Below are 16,044 nucleotides of genomic sequence, written 5' to 3'. Positions count from 1 at the left end.
CCTCTACAGCCGAAAGTACGACCTCTTCCCTGGCCGATCGGCCCGATCAGAGCCGGACGCGCTTGGTCTCGTACGCCCACATGGCGATCTCGACGCGGTTGCGGACGCCGAGCTTGAGCATGAGGCTCGCGATGTGGCTCTTGACCGTGCTGAGGGAGATGTGCAGCTCGTCGGCGATCTCGTTGTTGGTCCGCCCGCGGGCCACGGTGGCCAGGATCTCCTCCTCCCGGCCGGTCAGTGCCTCGCGGGGCTGCGCCGGCGGCGTGGCGCGCCCGGAGAAGGCGAAGGTCTGCAGCAGCCGGGCCGTGATGTTGGGGGCGATGAGCGCGTCGCCGTCGGCCGCGGCGCGGACGGCCTGGGCGAGCAGGTCCGGGCCGGCGTCCTTGAGCAGGAAGCCGCGGGCGCCCGCCCTGAGGGCGGCGTAGACGTACTCGTCGAGGTCGAAGGTGGTGATGACGACGACGGCGAGCGGATCGGCGACGCCCGGCCCGGCCACGCGGCGGGTGGCCTCGATGCCGTCGAGGCGGGGCATGCGGATGTCGAACAGGCACACGTCGGGGCGCAGCCGCTGCGCGAGCTCGACGGCCCGCCGCCCGTCGCCGGCCTCGCCGACGACCTCGATGCCGGGCTGCGCGTCGAGGATCATCCTGAGCCCGGTGCGGGCGATCTCCTGGTCGTCCGCGACGATCACCTGGATGTCGCGGTCCTGGGCGCTCACGTCGCCACCCCCGTGCGCGCTCACGTTGCCGCTCCGGTGCGGGGGAGCACGGCGGTGACGGTCCAGCCGCGATCGCGGCCGGGGTCGGGGCCGGCCTCGCAGGTGCCGCCGAGCAGGCCCGCGCGCTCGATCATCCCGATGAGCCCGTAGCCGGGCATCGGGTCGGCGGTGCTCGTCTCGCCGTCGTCGCTGACGCGCAGGCGCACCGACGTGTCGTCGGCGGCGACGCGGATCTGGATGCGGGTGGCGTGGCGGGCGTGCCGCCGGGCGTTGGTGACCGACTCCTGCGCGATGCGGTAGATCGCGGCGTCGACCGCCGGCGGCAGGTCGTCGAGGTCGCCCAGCATCTCCACCTCCACGGACGGGCCGAGGCGGGCGCGCCCGGCGAGCTCTTCGAGATCGGTGATCCGCCGTCCGGGCGCCAGCTCCGCCGGCTCGTTGCGGCGCAGGACACGGACCATGGCGCGCATCTCGGCAAGGGTACGCGACGCCTCGGCCTCGATCACGCGGAGCGCGTCGATGGCCGCCTCCGGTTTCGAGGGCGCCGTGGCCAGGCCCGCCTGCGCCCGGATCGCCATGGCGGAGACGTGGTGGGCGACGATGTCGTGCAGGTCGCGGGCCAGTTGCTCGCGTTCGAGCAGCTTGACCTGGTCGAGCTCGCGCATCCGCGCCCTGGCCCGGTACCGGAACGCCGTCCCCAGCGCGACGGCCGAGAAGATGACGGCGAACGCGGCGACCGCGTCGGCCGGGGCGAGGTCGTAGAAGGAGGCCGAGACGCCGACGGACAGCAGCATGATCCCGAACCCGAGCACCATCTCGCGCCCCGACCCCCACCGGAAGAGCGCGTACACGATGATCAGCAGGAACGCCATCGTGTACGTCTCGGCACGGTGACCGCCCGTCACCAGCGGGGCCAGCATCGTGGTGACGAAGGGGATCGCGAGCATCAGCAGCGGCCTGGTGCGCCGCCAGAGCAGCGTGAACACCAGCCCGACCGTGACGGTCACGGAGACGGCCCGCCACGGGAGGTCGGGGCGGACGACCCCTTCGAGCACCGCGAGCGGCACGAGCACCCCTACGAGCGCCCAGTCCCGCCAGACGCGTGGCGGTGGGTCGGGGGGACGGGGCTCGTTCCACAAGGAGCGATACACGCCTTCATGGTAATCACCCGAGGACCGCGCCGGATCGTCGTCATGATCGGATGGACAGGCCCGTGGCCACCTCGATCGTGACGACACTTGGCAGAACCCCACGCACAGCGCGGAGACCGAGGACTACATTCTGGAGTCCTTCCAGTCGGAGACCGGTGGACTTCGTCTCCACACTTATTGGCGAGATGAAGGGCAACCGAGAGAGCTAGGCCCGTATATCAAATTCGCCATTCATGACGCCGCCGATGAATGCCTTCCACTCATCGCGAGTGAACAGCAGCTTGGGTCCAGCCGGGTCCTTGCTGTCACGAACGGCAATCATCCCGGGAAGGTTCATCGCAACCTCGACGCACTGGCCGCCATTTCCAGAAGAGTAAGTCGACTTCCGCCACACAGCGTTACTCAAGTCCATTCTCTTCTCGCTTCCTCGATTATCCTGCGGGATTCCCGCTCAGGATACGCCCAGAGGCGGATGGCCTCATAGCGTGCCCAAATCGCGGCCACGACGTCACAGTCCGCAGTGATCTGCGCCTGAGCCGGGGCGTCGGAGCTGATGACATCGGGCTGCCCATCGGGAAGTTTGGCGATCATGAAGGGACCGGCCAGGCCGGGGAGGCAGTCCGGGTCGACGACCTGGATGAATACGGAGGGACACGCCGCGAACTCCAGCAGGCGATCGAGCTGTTCACGCATCACCTCTGGCCCACCGACCCGCCGGCGCAGCACTCCGGCATCGAAGAGGACATAGATCAGGGGCGGTCTGCTCCGTTCGAGGATGCGCTGCCTCCGCATCCGGGCTTCCACTCTCTCCTTCACCTCGTCGGGGCCGACTCCAGGTTCCATGCTGAAGATTTGGCGGGCGTATGCCTCGGTCTGGAGAAGGCCGGGGACGAGCAGAGGGTCCCATGAGCGCAGGACAAGAAGGGTGGGCTCGATCTCCTCGGTCCAGTTCCTGAACCAGGGCGGGTTGCCCGGCTGACTGACGATGCGTTCGTGGAGCTGGGCGAAGGAGACGCCGCCGGACGTGCCGAAGAGCAGGTCCAGCCGCTCGGCGTCCGACCGCGACGGCGTACGGGTCGCCTTCTCCAGGCGGCTCACCTGCGTCTGCGTGCAGCCGAGCCGGGCCGCCACCGCCGCCTGCGACAACTCGGCGGCCTCCCGCAGCCGCCGCATCTCCGCGCCGAAGCGCACGCGAGGAGAGTCCGGGCTGAGAGACGGCACAACGTCCATGGCATTTCCTCTCATATTAGAGAAAAACGGAAACCTCTGCCGGCCGATAACACCTTTAAACCACACCTGACCAACCGCTGTCATCAGTCATGCTGCCTTGGCCTGGCCAATTGATTGTTCGCGCCGGCCTCGAGAAGGCACGCTGGACGCACACTTCTTCGACGGCAGACACAGAAAACTGCCGACAACATTCCTCGGCCGGGCGCGAATAACCCCTCAGCGCTATTCATCGCTTCGGGCGCACCGCCGGGAGACCAGCCGGGAGGGCAGGAGCATGGCAGCACATGAAGAGCGCGCGAGATTCGATCATCTCGCCCGCCTGGGCCGGGACCTGCGCCGTTACTGCGGTTGGGTGTTCACCTGGCGCCCCTGGTGGGCGCGGCTATGGCGGCGCGACAAATGGGTGGTGGCCCACGCCGAAAATGCCGCCGCAATCATCGTCGCAGAGGTGAACGCATGAGAAGACACCTTCACCATGACGACACAGAAACGGCAGTCCCGAAAGCGCCGCATATGGTTGGTCTCGCGAAAATCCCGGCGACGAGAATAACTGTCTGCGAGGGGCGGTCGGCATGAGCGTCGAGGATTTTCACAGCGCACGCCCCGAACCCCTCAAGGACGGTCACACCAGAATCAGGTGGTCTTCGTCCATAGCCAGAGCCGCCTCCATCAGGGTCAGAAGCCACACCTGCGACTGCACCCCTACGTCATACGAGCTGTGCGAGGCGGCAGGTCTGGCCTTCATCCGCCGCACCGTGCGCTCGTCCGCGGGCACCCACGTCAGCGACAGCCCTTGGCTGCGAAGAGCAGAGGCGGACAAGCTCTGGACAGCACTGCTGGAGGGACGGGCACGGCGAACAGGCATTCCTACCCTTCCGATCGAGGCACGCGCCATCCGGCCACGAGCCGGCCCGGCGGCTCTGCACGAGCGAACCTGTCCGCCCCGCCCCTCGCACGAGATGGCGGAGAGGCCTGCTGGGACCTGCCCGCCGCCCCCGAGACGGCGAGCGTCGCGCGCCGGCTCGTACGCGAAGCCCTCGCAGCGTGGGACCTGTCCGACCTGGCCGACGACCTGACCACGGTCGTCTCCGAGGTCGTGACCAACGCGATCGTGCACGCGAAGTCCGCAATGACCCTCTCCCTGCGTCGTCAGGACCGAAGCGTCCGGGGCGAGGTGGCCGACCACAGCCCCGTCTGGCCGACCTCGCTACCGGCGGGACCGAACGAGGAGCACGGACGCGGACTGGCCATCGTCTCGGCCTACTCCGAGCGATGGGGCGTCGATCCCGCACCGTTCGGCAAGATCGTCTGGTTTGTCTGCGAGGAACGTCAGGCTTCATGAACGAGTCGTCGACGTCAGAGAGGGCTTGTACCCGGCGCAACAATCAAGGAGATGGCAGGCTGTGACCATGCGACCACCCCGAGCGAAATTCTTCAATACCGCAGGTCCCTGCGACCCGAGGCGCCACTACATGCTGCCGCCTACGGCGCAGCTCGCGCAGGTGCGCGAGCTCATCGAGTCGGACCGCTACTTCGTGCTGCACGCGCCCCGGCAAACCGGGAAGTCGACCGCGCTGTCCACGCTGGCGTCCGAGCTGAACGCCGAGGGCGACATCGCCGCCCTGATGTTCTCCTGCGAGGTCGCCAGAACGGCCGGCGACGATGTCGACTGGACCGAGTCGTTTCTGCTGGATTCTCTCCGGACGGCCGCCGAGTTGTCGGGATGGCCGGAGGAACTGCTGCCGCCGGATCCCTTGCCCCAGGTCGCGCCGGGCAGCCGGTTCGGCGCCGCACTGAGCGAATGGTGTCGCCGCAACCCGCGCCGGATGGTCCTGATTCTCGACGAGATCGACTCCCTGCAGGGCGCCTGCATGGTCAACATCTTCCGCCAGCTGCGCGACGGGCACAACGCCCGGCATGAAGGCCGTCCGTTCCCCGCGTCCGTGGTGCTGTGCGGGGTGCGCGACGTGCCCGACTACAAGGTCACCTCCGGAGGCAACCCCGATTGGTCGGATCCGGCCGGCCCGTTCACCATCATCACCGAGTCGCTGCGCCTGGGTGACTTCACCGCCGATCAGATCGCCGAGTTGTACGACCAGCACACGCAGGCGACCGGCCAGGAGTTCACCCAAGACGCCTTGGACCGGGTCTTGGAGCTCTCCCAGGGACAACCGTGGCTGGTCAACGCCCTCGCCTACGAAATCACTTTCCCTATGGGGGCAAGCGGCGCTATTACCACCGCACAGGTCGATGAGGCCAAGGAACGGCTGATCCAGGAGCGCCCCGTCCACCTGGGCGCCCTCATGGCGCGACTGTACGAGCCCCGGGTGGAACGGGTAATTCGGGCGATCATGGAGGGAACACCGCCGAGCACGGGCGCTTCCTTCGACGACGTCTCCTACGTTCGCAATCTGGGCCTCATCCGGGGAACCGTAGCACCGGAGATCGCCAACCCGATTTACCGAGAGTTCCTGCTGCGGCACTGGTTCCTGTTCGCCGACCTGCTGAACCGGGAAAAGTACGGACCTCTCACCGACGAGGAGCTGGCCGAAGCCTGCCTGAGGATCTTCGGGTCCTCAGATCAGAAGAGTGGCAGGATGTGACCATGCCGCCACCGCGAGCAAGATATTTCAATACCACCGGCCCCTGCGATCCGCGGCTCCACTACATGCTGCCCCCCACACCACGGCTTCCCGAGGCGCGGGCGCTCGTCGAGATGGACCGCTACTTCGTACTGCACGCGCCCCGGCAGACCGGCAAGACGACCATGCTGCGCACTTTGGCTTCCGACCTGACCGCCGAGGGCGACATCGCCGCGCTGTCGCTCTCCTGTGAGCGCGCCAAAATCTTCAGCGACGACATCGCCGCCACGGAGACGATTCTGCTGGACTCGCTCCGCAGGGCCGCCGACTTGTCGGGATGGCCCAAAGAACTGCTGCCACCGGACTCCTGGCCGGAGGAGCAAGCGGGCACCCGGTTCGGTAAGGCACTGAGCGCGTGGTGCAGCCGCTGCCCGCGCCGGGTCGTGCTGTTCCTCGACGAGATCGACGCCCTGCAAGGCGAGAGCCTGATCAGCATCCTCAGCCAACTCCGCGACGGTCACAACATACGGCCAGATGGTTATCCCTTCCCCGCGTCGGTGATGCTCTGCGGGCTGCGCGACCTGCGCGAGTACAAGGTCGCCTCGGGCGGCGCCCCCGACCGGTACAACGCGGCCAGCCCGTTCAACATCATCCGCAAATCGCTACGCCTGGGCGACTTCACCACCGACCAGATCGCCGAACTCTACGACCAGCACACCCAGGCGACCGACCAAGAGTTCACCAAGGACGCGGTGGACCGCGTCTTCGAGCTGACCCAAGGACAACCCTGGCTGGTCAACGCCCTCGCCGATGAGATCATCACCGAGATGGGGGTGACCGGGACAATCACCGCCGGGCAGGTGGAGGACGCGAAAGAACGGCTGATCCGGGCGCGCGCCACCCACCTGGACTCCCTGGCGGCTCGGCTGTACGAGCCCCGGGTCAAGCGGGTGATGGAACCGATCGTGGCGGGCGGCCCCTACATCGACCGTCACAACTCCGATGACCTGTCCTACGCCCGCGATCTGGGCCTCATCACGCAGACACCCCCGCCGCAGGTGGCCAACCCGATCTACCGGGAGGTCATCCTGCGCGTGCTGGGCGACCTGACGGAGCAGAACGTCCACGCCGACCCGCACAGCTTCGTGCTCCCCGACGGCCGGTTCGACCTGCCACGCCTGCTGGAGGAGTTCGTCGTCTTCTGGCGCGAGCACGGCGAGGTCCTCATCCAGCAGGAGGGATACCACGAGGCCGCCTGCCAGATCATCCTCATGGCCTTCCTGCACCGCCTCGTCAACGGCGGCGGCTACCTCGACCGTGAGTACGCCGCCGGCACAAAACGCCTCGACGTCCTCGTCCGCTGGCCCTACAGCGGCCCCGACGGCGAACGGCTGATGCAACGCGAGGCCATGGAACTGAAGGTGTGGCGGCCCGGCGCGGACGACCCGAAGCCCGAGGGTCTGGCCCAGCTCGACCGCTACCTCGACCGGCTGACCTTGCCCACCGGCGTCCTGGTCATCTTCGACCGCCGCCCCGAAGCCCCGCCCTGGAAGGAACGCGGCGGCTTCGACCAGGCCACCACCCCGTCCGGCCGCCAGGTCACTGTCCTGCGCGTGTGACGGGTGTTCGAGTTTCGTTCGGAACTGATTCTGCCGCTTGGACGATGTGCCGGCTTCCGGCCCGCAGGATTGGATCACTCCGTCGCAAGCGTCTGTAGCGCCAAGTGGTGTGCGGGCTCAGCCGCGGGTGATGCGGAATGCCGTCACCCGAGGACCGCGCCGATGGCGGTCATGATCGGGATGGACAGGCCCGTGGTCAGCAGCACCGCGCTGCGGGCCAGGCGCCGGGCGGTGTCATAGTTGACCGCGTACACGTAGATGTTCTGCGCCGTCGGCAGGGCGGCGAAGAGGGTGGCGGCCAGGAGCGCGCTGCCGTCGAGGCCGAGGACCAGGCGCGCGGTCAGGTAGGCGACGGCCGGCTGGACGAAGGCCTTGAGCGTGACCGCGAGGAAGATGTCCTTGCCGATGCCGTTCGCCTCGGGGGCCGCGGGGGCGTGCTGGGAGCCGTACAGGCTGAGGCCGTAGGCGAGGAGCGCGACGGGCACGGCCGCGCCGCCGAGCAGCTCGACCGGGCGCATGACCAGGACGGGCAGGGAGATCCCGGTGACCGCCAGCACGAGCCCGAGGAGGGAGGCGACCGTGAGGGGGTTGCGGAACGGGAGGAGCAGGGCCGACCGCACCGAGCGGGCCCCCTTGTCGAGGATGAGGAAGGAGACCGGGGTGAGGACGATCAGCTGGAAGAGCAGGATCGGGGCGACCAGCGCGCCGTCGCCCAGCACGTAGATCGAGATGGGCACGCCGAGGTTGCCGGCGTTCACGTACGACGAGGCCAGCGCGCCGATCGTGGCCTCGCGCCGGTCGCGGCCCCAGGCCAGCCGCGCCACCAGCACGTACACGAGCTGGACGCACGCCACCGCGACCACCTCGGTCAGCAGCACCGGCGAGAAGAGGATGTGGAGATCCGCCTTCGACACGGTGGCGAACATCAGCGCCGGGGTGGCCACGAAGAAGGCCAGGCGCGACAGCACCAGCTCGTCGCTGGCCCGCAGCAGGCCCCCCATCCCGATCAGGTAGCCGATCACGGCAACGGACACCAGGGCGGCGAACGCCGCGACAACCCCCGACACTGACCAACCTCCGAAATGGGACGTTCAGCAGCGTATCGGGATGGTTGACCGGCGAAGCGGCGGGTCTACGCTGTGCGCATGCGAGTAGCGGTGATTGGCGCCAGCGGTCATATCGGCACGTACCTCATCCCCCGGCTGGTCGACGGCGGACACGACGTCGTGGCCGTGAGCCGCGGCAAGCGGGAGCCCTATACCCCGCACGGGGCCTGGCAGCGGGTCACCCAGGTCACCGCCGACCGCGACGCGGAGGATGCCGACGGCACGTTCGGGCGGCGGATCGTGGAGCTGGAGGCCGACGTCGTCATCGACCTCATCTCCTTCACCGAGACCAGCGCCCGCGACCTGGCGGCGGCGCTGACCGGACGGGTCCGGCAGTTCCTGCACTGCGGGACGATCTGGACGCACGGGCCGAGCAGCCGGGTGCCGACGACCGAGGACATGCCCAAGCGGCCGCTCGGCGAGTACGGCAAGCAGAAGGCCGCCATCGAGGCCCACCTCCTCCAACGCGCCCACCGCGACGGCTTCCCCGCCACGATCATCCACCCCGGCCACATCACCGGCCCCGGCTGGGTGCCGGTCAACCCGGCGGGCAACGTCGATCCGGCGGTGTTCCAGACGCTGGCCGACGGCGGCGAGCTGGCGCTGCCGAACTTCGGCATGGAGACCGTCCAGCACGTGCACGCCGACGACGTGGCGCGGCTGTTCGTGGACGCCATGGCCAACCCGTCGGCCTCCGTGGGCGAGAGCTTCCACTCGGTCGCCACCAGCGCCCTGACGCTGCGCGGTTACGCCGAGGCGGTGGCGGGCTGGTTCGGGCAGGAGGCGCGGCTGACGTTCCTGCCGTGGGAGCGGTGGCGGGAGACGGTGTCGGAGCGGGACGCGCAGATCACGCTCGACCACATCTCCTACAGCCCCCACTGCAGCATGGAGAAGGCCGAGCGGCTGCTGGGGCACCGGCCCCGTTACACGCCGCTCGAGGCCATCTCCGAGGCGGTCGACTGGCTGGTCCGGGCGGGCACCATCACCCGCTGAGGCCGGTGCGGCCCTCACCCCGGGCCGCGTCTTCCTATCCGTTTCCGTAATCGATGATCCGCCACCGTTCGGAGGGGGCGTTTCTGCCGACCAGGACGTCGTAACGACGTTCCCCGTCCGACTCCGGCCCCGCTTCCTCCATCTCGACCCTGTATCGGGTGGGAACGGAGAACACCTGCCGGGCGTAGGGCGAACTGTCGGCACGGGGTTCGCCCACCCAGGCCAGATCCAGCCGGCGATAGGAGCAGCCGATGCCGTCGCCGCCGTGTCTGGCCAGGAAGGAGGGAGCGGCCAGCGCGTGCACGGTGTCGTGGTCCCTGGCCGCCACGGCGTTGAGATATGCCACGACGACCTGTTTCGGACCGGCGTCCATGGGTGGAACGGTGACGGCGGACCGCTTTTCAGGAAAAAGCTTGCACCATTCGACCCGTAATACCGGCAGCACCTGGAACGAGATCGCGACAGTCGCGACTGCCAGAACGACGGCGATCGCCATCCGGCTGAACCGCGTAATCCTGGCACTCATAGTGAGGTCCTATCACCTCGCGCCGATCTCGTACGTACGGGTGACCGCCACCAGGTCGCCGTCCTCCCGGGTCGCCGCCACCACGCCCTTCGGCCTCGGGACGAATCCGGGCACCCGCTGGAGGCCGTCGGTCTCCGCGACGGCGGTCAGCCGGAACCGGTCCGCCCCCGGCACCCGCAGCGAGATCTCCGCTCCGGTGGCGGGCAGGCCGCGGAAGCGGATCTCGCCCGGCCACGTGTTGGCCCGCACGCCCGTGACGTCCACGCTCACCGGGGTCAGGCCGTCGGCGGCGGCCGTCGCCGCGGCGATCGGGCGTTCGACCCGCAGCGTGACCGAGCGCGCCGCCCTGCCGGCGGTCACGCGGAGCCGGACCGTGTCGCCGTCGCGGCCGAGCACGGTCACGCGGGGCTCGGCGGCGCCGGGGGCCGCAGGTGCCCGGCCCGTCCAGAGCGAGGTGCCGCGGGCGTAGCCGGGGGGCAGCGGCGTGGTGTCGTGGCCGGACACGTACCTCCGGGTCCAGGCGGGCGGCTCGGCGTCGGCGCTGACCCAGCTCGCCGTCCTGGTGCCGGCGTCCATCACGTACGCGAGGTGCGTGCGCAAGGGGTTGGCCGGGTCGAAGCCGTCCCGGGCCAGGCCGATCGGCACCAGCAGCACCGCGAGCCCGGCGGCGGCGAGCGGGACCAGGGACTGCCGGCGCTCCGGCAGGCACAGCTCGACGATCGGCAGCAGCGTCAGCCCGAAGACCGCCAGCACGAGCGCGGGCACCCCGCCGAGCGCGAGGCCCATCCCGTCGAACGCGGTCCTGGCCAGGGCGGGCAGCAGCGCCGCCGCCACGACCGCGCCCAGCGTCACCGACGCCACCTGGAACACGGCCGCATGGCGGGCCGCCATCTGAGGGGCCGCCATCTGAGGGGCCGCCATCTGAGGGGCCGTCACCTGGGGGGCCGTTACCTGGGGGGCCGCGCCGCGTAGCAGGATCGCGGCCGTCCCGCCGAGCGCGCAGAACAGCGCGGGCAGTGCCAGCACGTACGACATGCCCGGCGCGACCTGGGCGCACAGCAGGCCGAGCGCGGCCGGCCAGGCCAGCGCGCCGACGCTCAGCGCCGCGGGGCCGAGGAGGCGGCGCAGCGGCAGGTACCAGCAGAGCAGCGCCAGCGCGGCCAGGACCACGACCGCCGCCTGGAACGCCTGCGGCCGGTGCAGCAGCCCGCCCATCCCGTCGTACGCGGGCCGCCAGGCCACCAGCACCTCCCACAACCCCTGCGCCAGGGCCGCCGCGAGGAGCAGCGGCACGACCCCCGACACGGCGGCGACGGCGAGCCGGGGCAGGCTGAGCAGCCGCCGCCTGCGCGCCAGCACCGCCAGGCCCGCGACCGCCGCCGCCGCGAGCCCGGCCAGGGGCCAGACGAGCGCGTTCGGGTACGTGACCATGGTCCCGAAGATCCGGAAATAGGTGAGGTCGTGGTCCGCGGCAAGCGCGCCGAGGTCGGCGCCGCCGAGCGCGCGGGTCAGCGCCAGCATGTTCGAGCCGTGGTGCTGCAGGCTGCCCCGGTCGAGGTGGGCGAGGGAGTCGTCGGCGGTGTGGTAGCGGGAGGAGCCCTCGATATAGGCGAAGTTCATGCCGGTGAAGCCGCTCCCGGCCATCGGGGTGAAGTCGGTGTTGTTCGGGAGCAGCCGGTACAGCTCGCCCAGCGTGGAGTCGCCGCGCGGGTGCGGCACGGCGTCGGCGAACGTCTCGACCAGCCCGGCGTTGTTCCTGGACGTCTGGAACATCAGCGACGGGCCGCTCACGCCCCGGGCCTCCCAGTTGAGCAGCACCCCGCCCTTGCGGCCCAGCGGGTGCTCCCTGACGAACGCCTCGGCGCCCAGCACGCCGTCCTCCTCGCCGTCCGACATCAGCAGCACGAGGTCGTTGCGGAGCGCGGTGCCCTTGAGGGCTCGTACGGTCTCCAGCATGGCCGCGACCGCGGCGGCGTCGTCGGAGGCGCCCGGGCCCATGGCCGCGGAGTCGTAGTGCGCGGCGATCACCACGGTCCCGGTCGGGTCGCTGCCCTTCGCCGTGGCCACGATGTTGTTCACCTGCCCGAACGACGCCAGCCCGGCCGAGGTGTTCGCGCCGATGGCCCGCTGCACCCGCACGTCGAGCCCCGCCGCGCGCAACTGCCCCGTGAGGTAGTCCCTGGCCTTCTCACCGGCCCGGCTGCCGATCGGGCGCGGCTCGGTGGCGAACCTCTCCAGGTGGCGCAGCGCCCGCTCCGCGCTGAACTCCCCGTCCGGCGCCGAGGCGGGCAGGGGCTGCATGGTGCTGTCCGCCATGGCGGACAGCACGATCACGCCGGCCAGCGCGAGCAGGGCGCACAGCCCCGCCAGCGCCCGGCGGGGGACGTCGAACAACTTTCCCGTCATGGCCAGGAACGCTAGGTACGCGGGCCATGGCGGCGGAATGATGCGCGTGCCCGGATCGACCTGCGGTTTTCCGCAGGTCTACCAGGCGACCTCCAGGGAGCTCATGCCGTACACGATGTGGGAGGCGCGGAAGTCCGCGGCGCCCGCCTCGCGCAGGCCCGGGAAGCGCTGGAGCAGCGCAGGGAAGGCGATCCGCAGCTCCATGCGCGCCAGCGGGGCGCCCAGGCAGTGGTGGATGCCGTGGCCGAAGGCGACGTGGCCGGGAGCGCCGCGGGAGATGTCGAACGTGCTCGCGTCGGGCATGAGCGCGGGGTCGCGGTTCGCGGCGGGCAGGGCGCACAGGACCAGCTCGCCGGGCTGGATGGTACGGCCGCTCAGCTCGACCTCCGCCGTCGCGACCTTGGTCGTGCCCGAGTTGACGATGCTCAGCCAGCGCAGCAGCTCCTCCACCGTGGCGTCGATGCGCTCGGGCTCCTTCCTGAGGAGTTCGAGCTGCTCGGGGTGGCGCAGCAGGGCCAGGGTGCCCAGGGCCAGCATGTTGGAGGTGGTCTCGTGGCCCGCGAAGAGCAGCAGGCTGCCGATGCCGACGAGCTCGTCCGTGCTCAGGTCGTCGCCGTGCTCGCGCACCAGCATGCCGAGCAGCTCCTCGCCCGGGTCCTGCTGGATGCGGCGGACCAGGGCCTCCATGTACGCGCGCGCCTCGAACTGCAGCCCCAGCCGCTCCTCGCCGGGCACCGACAGGTCGAGCATCCTGCTGGTGCGGCGCTGGAAGCCGTCCCGGTCCTCGTACGGGACGCCGAGCAGCTCGCAGATGACCAGCGACGGGATCGGCAGCGAGAACGACGGCACCAGGTCGGCCGGCGAACCGGCGGCCTCCATGGCGTCCAGGTGGTCGTCCACGATGCGCCTGATCCGGGGCTCCAGCCGCTGCATGCGCCGGTTCGTGAACTCGGGGGTCAGCATCTTGCGCAGCCGCGTGTGCTCGGGCGGATCCACGCCGAGGAGGTTGCCCGCCTGGATCTTGGCTAACTGCTCGGGGGTCATCTCGGGCGCTCCGGGCAGGCGCGCCACCGTCTGCTGGGCGATCTTGAACCGCTCGGCGTCGCCGAGGACCGCGCGGACCTCCGCGTACCTGGTGACGAGCCAGACGTCCAGGCCGAACGGGGTCGTGATCCGCCTGATCCCCTCCTCGTCCCTGAGCGCCGCCAGCTCGGGAGCCGGGTCGAACCCCACCCGCCGCATGTGCAGCGGCATCGTCGAGGACTCGGTCATGCAAACCCCTTGATGATCGTCGGTTGAGGCGTAAACCGTAACAACCCTCTGGCCCGGTCTCCATAGGCCCCCGCACGGGGTTGCGGTGGTGTGAGGGAAGGGACAACATGCCCCCTGTGGATGTGCCCGTGTTGGTCGCCGGAGGCGGGCCCGTGGGGCTGGCGGTCGCCGTGGAGCTGGCGTACCAGGGCGTGAGGTGCCTGGTGGTCGAGCCGCGCGAGGAGGTGTCGTGGCTGCGGCCGCGCGCGAAGACGACGTCGGCGCGCTCGATGGAGCTGCTGCGCAGATGGGGCCTGGCGGAGCGGGTGCGGGAGCGCGCCCCGCTGGCGGTCGGGTGGTCGGACCAGGCGGTGTTCGTCAGCAGCCTGCTCGGACGGGAGATCACCAGGATCGGCGGGTGCTTCGGGCTGGACCTGGCCGGCTCGGAGCTGGCGGCCGAGCCGGGCCAGCAGGTGCCGCAGCCGCTGGTGGAGGAGGTGCTGCGGGAGGCCGTCGGTGACGCGCTGCTGACCGGATGGCAGGTGGCCGGGCTGCGGGAGGACGCCGACGGGGTGTCGGTGCGCCTCGTGTCCGCCAGGGGCGAGGACCGTTCAGCCAGGGGCGAGGAGCGTGAGGTGCGCGCCCGGTACGTGGTCGGCTGCGACGGCCCGCGCAGCGTGACCAGGGAGGCCATCGGCGCCCGCTACGAGGGCCGCCAGGACGCCAGGCCCAACTTCAACATCGTCTTCCGCGCCCCCGGCCTGGCCGAGCGGATGCCGCACGGCCCCGCCGTGCACTACTGGGTCCTGAACCCGGCCCAGCCCGGCATCGTCGGCCGCCTCGACCTGGCGGACACCTGGTGGTGCATCGCCCAGGGCGTCCCCGCCGCCGGTGCGGATCCGACGCGGCTGGTCCGCAACCTGGCGGGCGCCGACATCGAGGCGGAGATTCTGGCCACCGACCCGTGGACCGCGCGCATGCTCCTGGCCGACCGGTACGGGAGCGAGCGCGTGTTCCTGGCGGGCGACGCCGCGCACCAGAATCCGCCGTACGGCGGGCACGGGTTCAACACCGGGATCGGGGACGCGGTCAACCTCGGCTGGAAGCTGGCCGCCGTGCTGCACGGATGGGCGCCCGCGACGCTGCTGGCCACCTACGAGACCGAGCGCCGCCCGGTGGCCGCCGACACCATCGAGGCCGCCGCCGCGAACATGGCCACCCTCGCCCCCGAGCTGGCCGATCCGGCGCTGATGGGGGAGGAGGCCGAGTTCGAGAGGGTGCGGCCCGCCGTGGCGCAGGCGGTGCGCAGGACGAAGGACAGCGAGTTCCACAGCCTCGACCTGGTGCTCGGCTACACGTACGAGGGCTCGCCCATCGTCGCCGACGGCGCCGGGGAGCGGCTGCCGCACCGGTGGCTGGCTCCCGGCGTCTCCCTGTACGACCGGCTGGGCCGGGGCTTCAGCGTGGTCGGCGACCAGCGCCTGCCCGGGGCCGCCGCGCTGGCCGAGCAGGCGCGGGAGCTGGGGGTGCCGCTGCGGGCGGTGGACCTGCCGGGCACGCCGCTGACGCTGGTCCGCCCCGACCAGCACGTGGCCTGGCGCGGCGAGCACCCCGACGGCGCTCTGAGGCGGGCGCTCGGTCACGGCCCCGCTGTCAGCAGCCGCCCTTGACGACGGCTCTGCGTACGACGACGCATTGGGGCCCGTTGGCGTTGTTGCTGCTGCCGGCGATGGTGTTGCCGCTGTTCACGGAGCCGTTCGTGTTCGCGAAGTTACCGCTGTTCAGCTGCCGGCCCACGCTCCGGTAGTTGCCGCTCTTCCAGGAGTTGCCGCTGTCCTTGGGGATCCCGTGCCCGAGAGCGGGGAGGGCGGGCGGCAGCGCCAACATCAGCGCGAGCTGTGCCGCGACCGTCCCGGTTCGCCGCCTGAAGACGCTCATCGCCGGTCACCGGGAAATGGACTGGGAGCCGTCGGCGTTGTTGCCGCCGCCGATGGTGTTGCCGCTGTCCACGGAGCCGTTCGCATTCTCGAAGTTGCCGCTGTTGATGGGATTTCCCTCATTGTGGTAGTTCCCGCTGTTGGTGGAGTTACCGCTGTTCTCCGCGCCGTTCACGCACTTGGTCGGAGAATTGGGCGACGGCGAGTTGTAGGCGACCAGCCGATTTCCACAGAAAACTCCGGGAAGCGCCCTGAGCACCGTGCCGAGATCCGCGCCGACCAGCTCGGTGAGCAGGGAACTCCCGCTGGGTGGCGGCTCGGCCGACGCGGCGGCCGGGGACAGCAGCACACCGCACCCCAGCACGACGCCCGTAATAATCCGTACGAATGCCATCAATGCGCTGCCTGCCATTTCACGCGACATGATCCACTGAAACGTAGCATCGGTGGACGGCCTGTCACGGAAAGCCCTCGAAAGGGTCGCGATAACTCGGCGCAAAAACTACTTCCGGGTCCGGCCCGGCG

The 16,044-nt window shown here is 70.2% G+C and carries 16 protein-coding genes; 6 read left to right on the top strand and 10 right to left on the bottom strand.

What is annotated here, in order from left to right:
* Nucleotides 1-46: 46 nt before the first annotated feature.
* The 4 genes from H4W80_RS33335 to H4W80_RS33320 all read right to left on the bottom strand — a co-directional run bounded on the left by H4W80_RS33335 (nt 47) and on the right by H4W80_RS33320 (nt 3,099).
* Nucleotides 47-718 (bottom strand): response regulator transcription factor, encoded by a 672-nt coding sequence (locus tag H4W80_RS33335; protein WP_318787180.1) that lies wholly within the window; start codon nt 716-718, stop codon nt 47-49.
* A 20-nt stretch (nt 719-738) separates the two neighbouring features.
* Entirely contained in the window at nt 739-1,869 is a 1,131-nt protein-coding gene (locus H4W80_RS33330) for a sensor histidine kinase (RefSeq protein ID WP_318787179.1), read from the bottom strand.
* A gap of 205 nt (nt 1,870-2,074) precedes the next feature.
* The gene (locus H4W80_RS33325; protein ID WP_192788706.1) at nt 2,075-2,281 is read right to left on the bottom strand and encodes a DUF397 domain-containing protein; all 207 of its coding nucleotides are present in this window, start codon (nt 2,279-2,281) and stop codon (nt 2,075-2,077) included.
* Nucleotides 2,272-3,099 (bottom strand): helix-turn-helix domain-containing protein, encoded by an 828-nt coding sequence (locus H4W80_RS33320; RefSeq protein ID WP_192788705.1) that lies wholly within the window; start codon nt 3,097-3,099, stop codon nt 2,272-2,274. The genes H4W80_RS33325 and H4W80_RS33320 overlap by 10 nt, the downstream gene beginning before the upstream one ends.
* 274 nt (nt 3,100-3,373) lie before the next feature.
* On the opposite strand from H4W80_RS33320, the gene H4W80_RS33315 reads away from it, so the two are divergent.
* The 4 genes from H4W80_RS33315 (at nt 3,374) to H4W80_RS33300 (ending at nt 7,300) form a co-directional block, all read left to right on the top strand.
* On the top strand, nt 3,374-3,559 hold the full coding sequence (locus H4W80_RS33315) for a hypothetical protein (RefSeq protein ID WP_192788704.1): 186 nt from the start codon (nt 3,374-3,376) through the stop codon (nt 3,557-3,559).
* Nucleotides 3,560-3,736: 177 nt separating this feature from the next.
* The gene (locus H4W80_RS33310) at nt 3,737-4,441 is read left to right on the top strand and encodes an ATP-binding protein (protein WP_318787178.1); all 705 of its coding nucleotides are present in this window, start codon (nt 3,737-3,739) and stop codon (nt 4,439-4,441) included.
* A gap of 130 nt (nt 4,442-4,571) precedes the next feature.
* Nucleotides 4,572-5,702, top strand: coding sequence for an ATP-binding protein (locus tag H4W80_RS33305; protein WP_192788702.1), 1,131 nt, complete (start codon nt 4,572-4,574; stop codon nt 5,700-5,702).
* A gap of 65 nt (nt 5,703-5,767) precedes the next feature.
* Nucleotides 5,768-7,300, top strand: coding sequence for an ATP-binding protein (locus H4W80_RS33300; protein WP_192788701.1), 1,533 nt, complete (start codon nt 5,768-5,770; stop codon nt 7,298-7,300).
* Between the two features lie 143 nt (nt 7,301-7,443).
* Here the strand turns inward: H4W80_RS33300 and H4W80_RS63880 are convergent, their stop codons facing one another.
* Nucleotides 7,444-8,367: an AEC family transporter gene (locus H4W80_RS63880; protein WP_192788700.1), complete on the bottom strand. Its 924-nt coding sequence runs from the start codon at nt 8,365-8,367 to the stop codon at nt 7,444-7,446.
* A gap of 78 nt (nt 8,368-8,445) precedes the next feature.
* Between H4W80_RS63880 and H4W80_RS33290 the strand changes: the two genes are divergently transcribed.
* Entirely contained in the window at nt 8,446-9,399 is a 954-nt protein-coding gene (locus H4W80_RS33290) for an NAD-dependent epimerase/dehydratase family protein (protein WP_192788699.1), read from the top strand.
* Nucleotides 9,400-9,433: 34 nt separating this feature from the next.
* Here H4W80_RS33290 and H4W80_RS33285 read toward each other — a convergent pair whose 3' ends face one another.
* The 3 genes from H4W80_RS33285 to H4W80_RS33275 form a co-directional block, all read right to left on the bottom strand.
* Complete coding sequence (locus H4W80_RS33285; protein WP_192788698.1) at nt 9,434-9,895, bottom strand: hypothetical protein; 462 nt, start codon at nt 9,893-9,895, stop codon at nt 9,434-9,436.
* Between the two features lie 42 nt (nt 9,896-9,937).
* A complete protein-coding gene (locus H4W80_RS33280; protein ID WP_192788697.1) occupies nt 9,938-12,331 on the bottom strand; it encodes a M28 family peptidase in 2,394 nt (797 codons plus the stop codon).
* Nucleotides 12,332-12,409: 78 nt separating this feature from the next.
* Nucleotides 12,410-13,603 carry a cytochrome P450 gene (locus H4W80_RS33275; protein WP_192788696.1) on the bottom strand — a complete coding sequence of 398 codons (1,194 nt, stop codon included), beginning with the start codon at nt 13,601-13,603 and terminating at the stop codon, nt 12,410-12,412.
* 107 nt (nt 13,604-13,710) lie between these two features.
* Here H4W80_RS33275 and H4W80_RS33270 point away from each other — a divergent pair, with 107 nt between their 5' ends.
* A complete protein-coding gene (locus H4W80_RS33270) occupies nt 13,711-15,252 on the top strand; it encodes an FAD-dependent monooxygenase (RefSeq protein ID WP_192788695.1) in 1,542 nt (513 codons plus the stop codon).
* Here H4W80_RS33270 and H4W80_RS33265 read toward each other — a convergent pair.
* Both H4W80_RS33265 and H4W80_RS33260 read right to left on the bottom strand, forming a co-directional pair.
* Complete coding sequence (locus H4W80_RS33265) at nt 15,236-15,520, bottom strand: hypothetical protein (protein WP_192788694.1); 285 nt, start codon at nt 15,518-15,520, stop codon at nt 15,236-15,238. The two genes, H4W80_RS33270 and H4W80_RS33265, sit on opposite strands and share 17 nt — an antisense overlap.
* A 6-nt stretch (nt 15,521-15,526) precedes the next feature.
* Nucleotides 15,527-15,913, bottom strand: coding sequence for a hypothetical protein (locus H4W80_RS33260; protein ID WP_225963809.1), 387 nt, complete (start codon nt 15,911-15,913; stop codon nt 15,527-15,529).
* Between the last annotated feature and the right edge of the window lie 131 nt (nt 15,914-16,044).

It is taken from the genome of Nonomuraea angiospora (genome assembly GCF_014873145.1).
Classification (GTDB): Bacteria; Actinomycetota; Actinomycetes; order Streptosporangiales; family Streptosporangiaceae; genus Nonomuraea; species Nonomuraea angiospora.
The sequence above is the reverse complement of the archived record's forward strand: the minus strand, read 5'-3'. Positions and strand labels throughout refer to the sequence as shown.

What these genes read in the sequence shown, in the direction of transcription:
- H4W80_RS33265 (WP_192788694.1), bottom strand. Translation starts at nt 15,520, where the DNA reads ATGAGCGTCTTCAGGCGGCGAACCGGGACGGTCGCGGCACAGCTCGCG.
- H4W80_RS33270 (WP_192788695.1), top strand. Translation starts at nt 13,711, where the DNA reads ATGCCCCCTGTGGATGTGCCCGTGTTGGTCGCCGGAGGCGGGCCCGTG.
- H4W80_RS33305 (WP_192788702.1), top strand. Translation starts at nt 4,572, where the DNA reads ATGCTGCCGCCTACGGCGCAGCTCGCGCAGGTGCGCGAGCTCATCGAG.
- H4W80_RS33290 (WP_192788699.1), top strand. Translation starts at nt 8,446, where the DNA reads ATGCGAGTAGCGGTGATTGGCGCCAGCGGTCATATCGGCACGTACCTC.
- H4W80_RS33275 (WP_192788696.1), bottom strand. Translation starts at nt 13,603, where the DNA reads ATGACCGAGTCCTCGACGATGCCGCTGCACATGCGGCGGGTGGGGTTC.
- H4W80_RS33280 (WP_192788697.1), bottom strand. Translation starts at nt 12,331, where the DNA reads ATGACGGGAAAGTTGTTCGACGTCCCCCGCCGGGCGCTGGCGGGGCTG.
- H4W80_RS33320 (WP_192788705.1), bottom strand. Translation starts at nt 3,099, where the DNA reads ATGGACGTTGTGCCGTCTCTCAGCCCGGACTCTCCTCGCGTGCGCTTC.
- H4W80_RS33260 (WP_225963809.1), bottom strand. Translation starts at nt 15,913, where the DNA reads ATGGCATTCGTACGGATTATTACGGGCGTCGTGCTGGGGTGCGGTGTG.
- H4W80_RS33315 (WP_192788704.1), top strand. Translation starts at nt 3,374, where the DNA reads ATGGCAGCACATGAAGAGCGCGCGAGATTCGATCATCTCGCCCGCCTG.
- H4W80_RS33300 (WP_192788701.1), top strand. Translation starts at nt 5,768, where the DNA reads ATGCTGCCCCCCACACCACGGCTTCCCGAGGCGCGGGCGCTCGTCGAG.
- H4W80_RS33325 (WP_192788706.1), bottom strand. Translation starts at nt 2,281, where the DNA reads ATGGACTTGAGTAACGCTGTGTGGCGGAAGTCGACTTACTCTTCTGGA.
- H4W80_RS33285 (WP_192788698.1), bottom strand. Translation starts at nt 9,895, where the DNA reads ATGGCGATCGCCGTCGTTCTGGCAGTCGCGACTGTCGCGATCTCGTTC.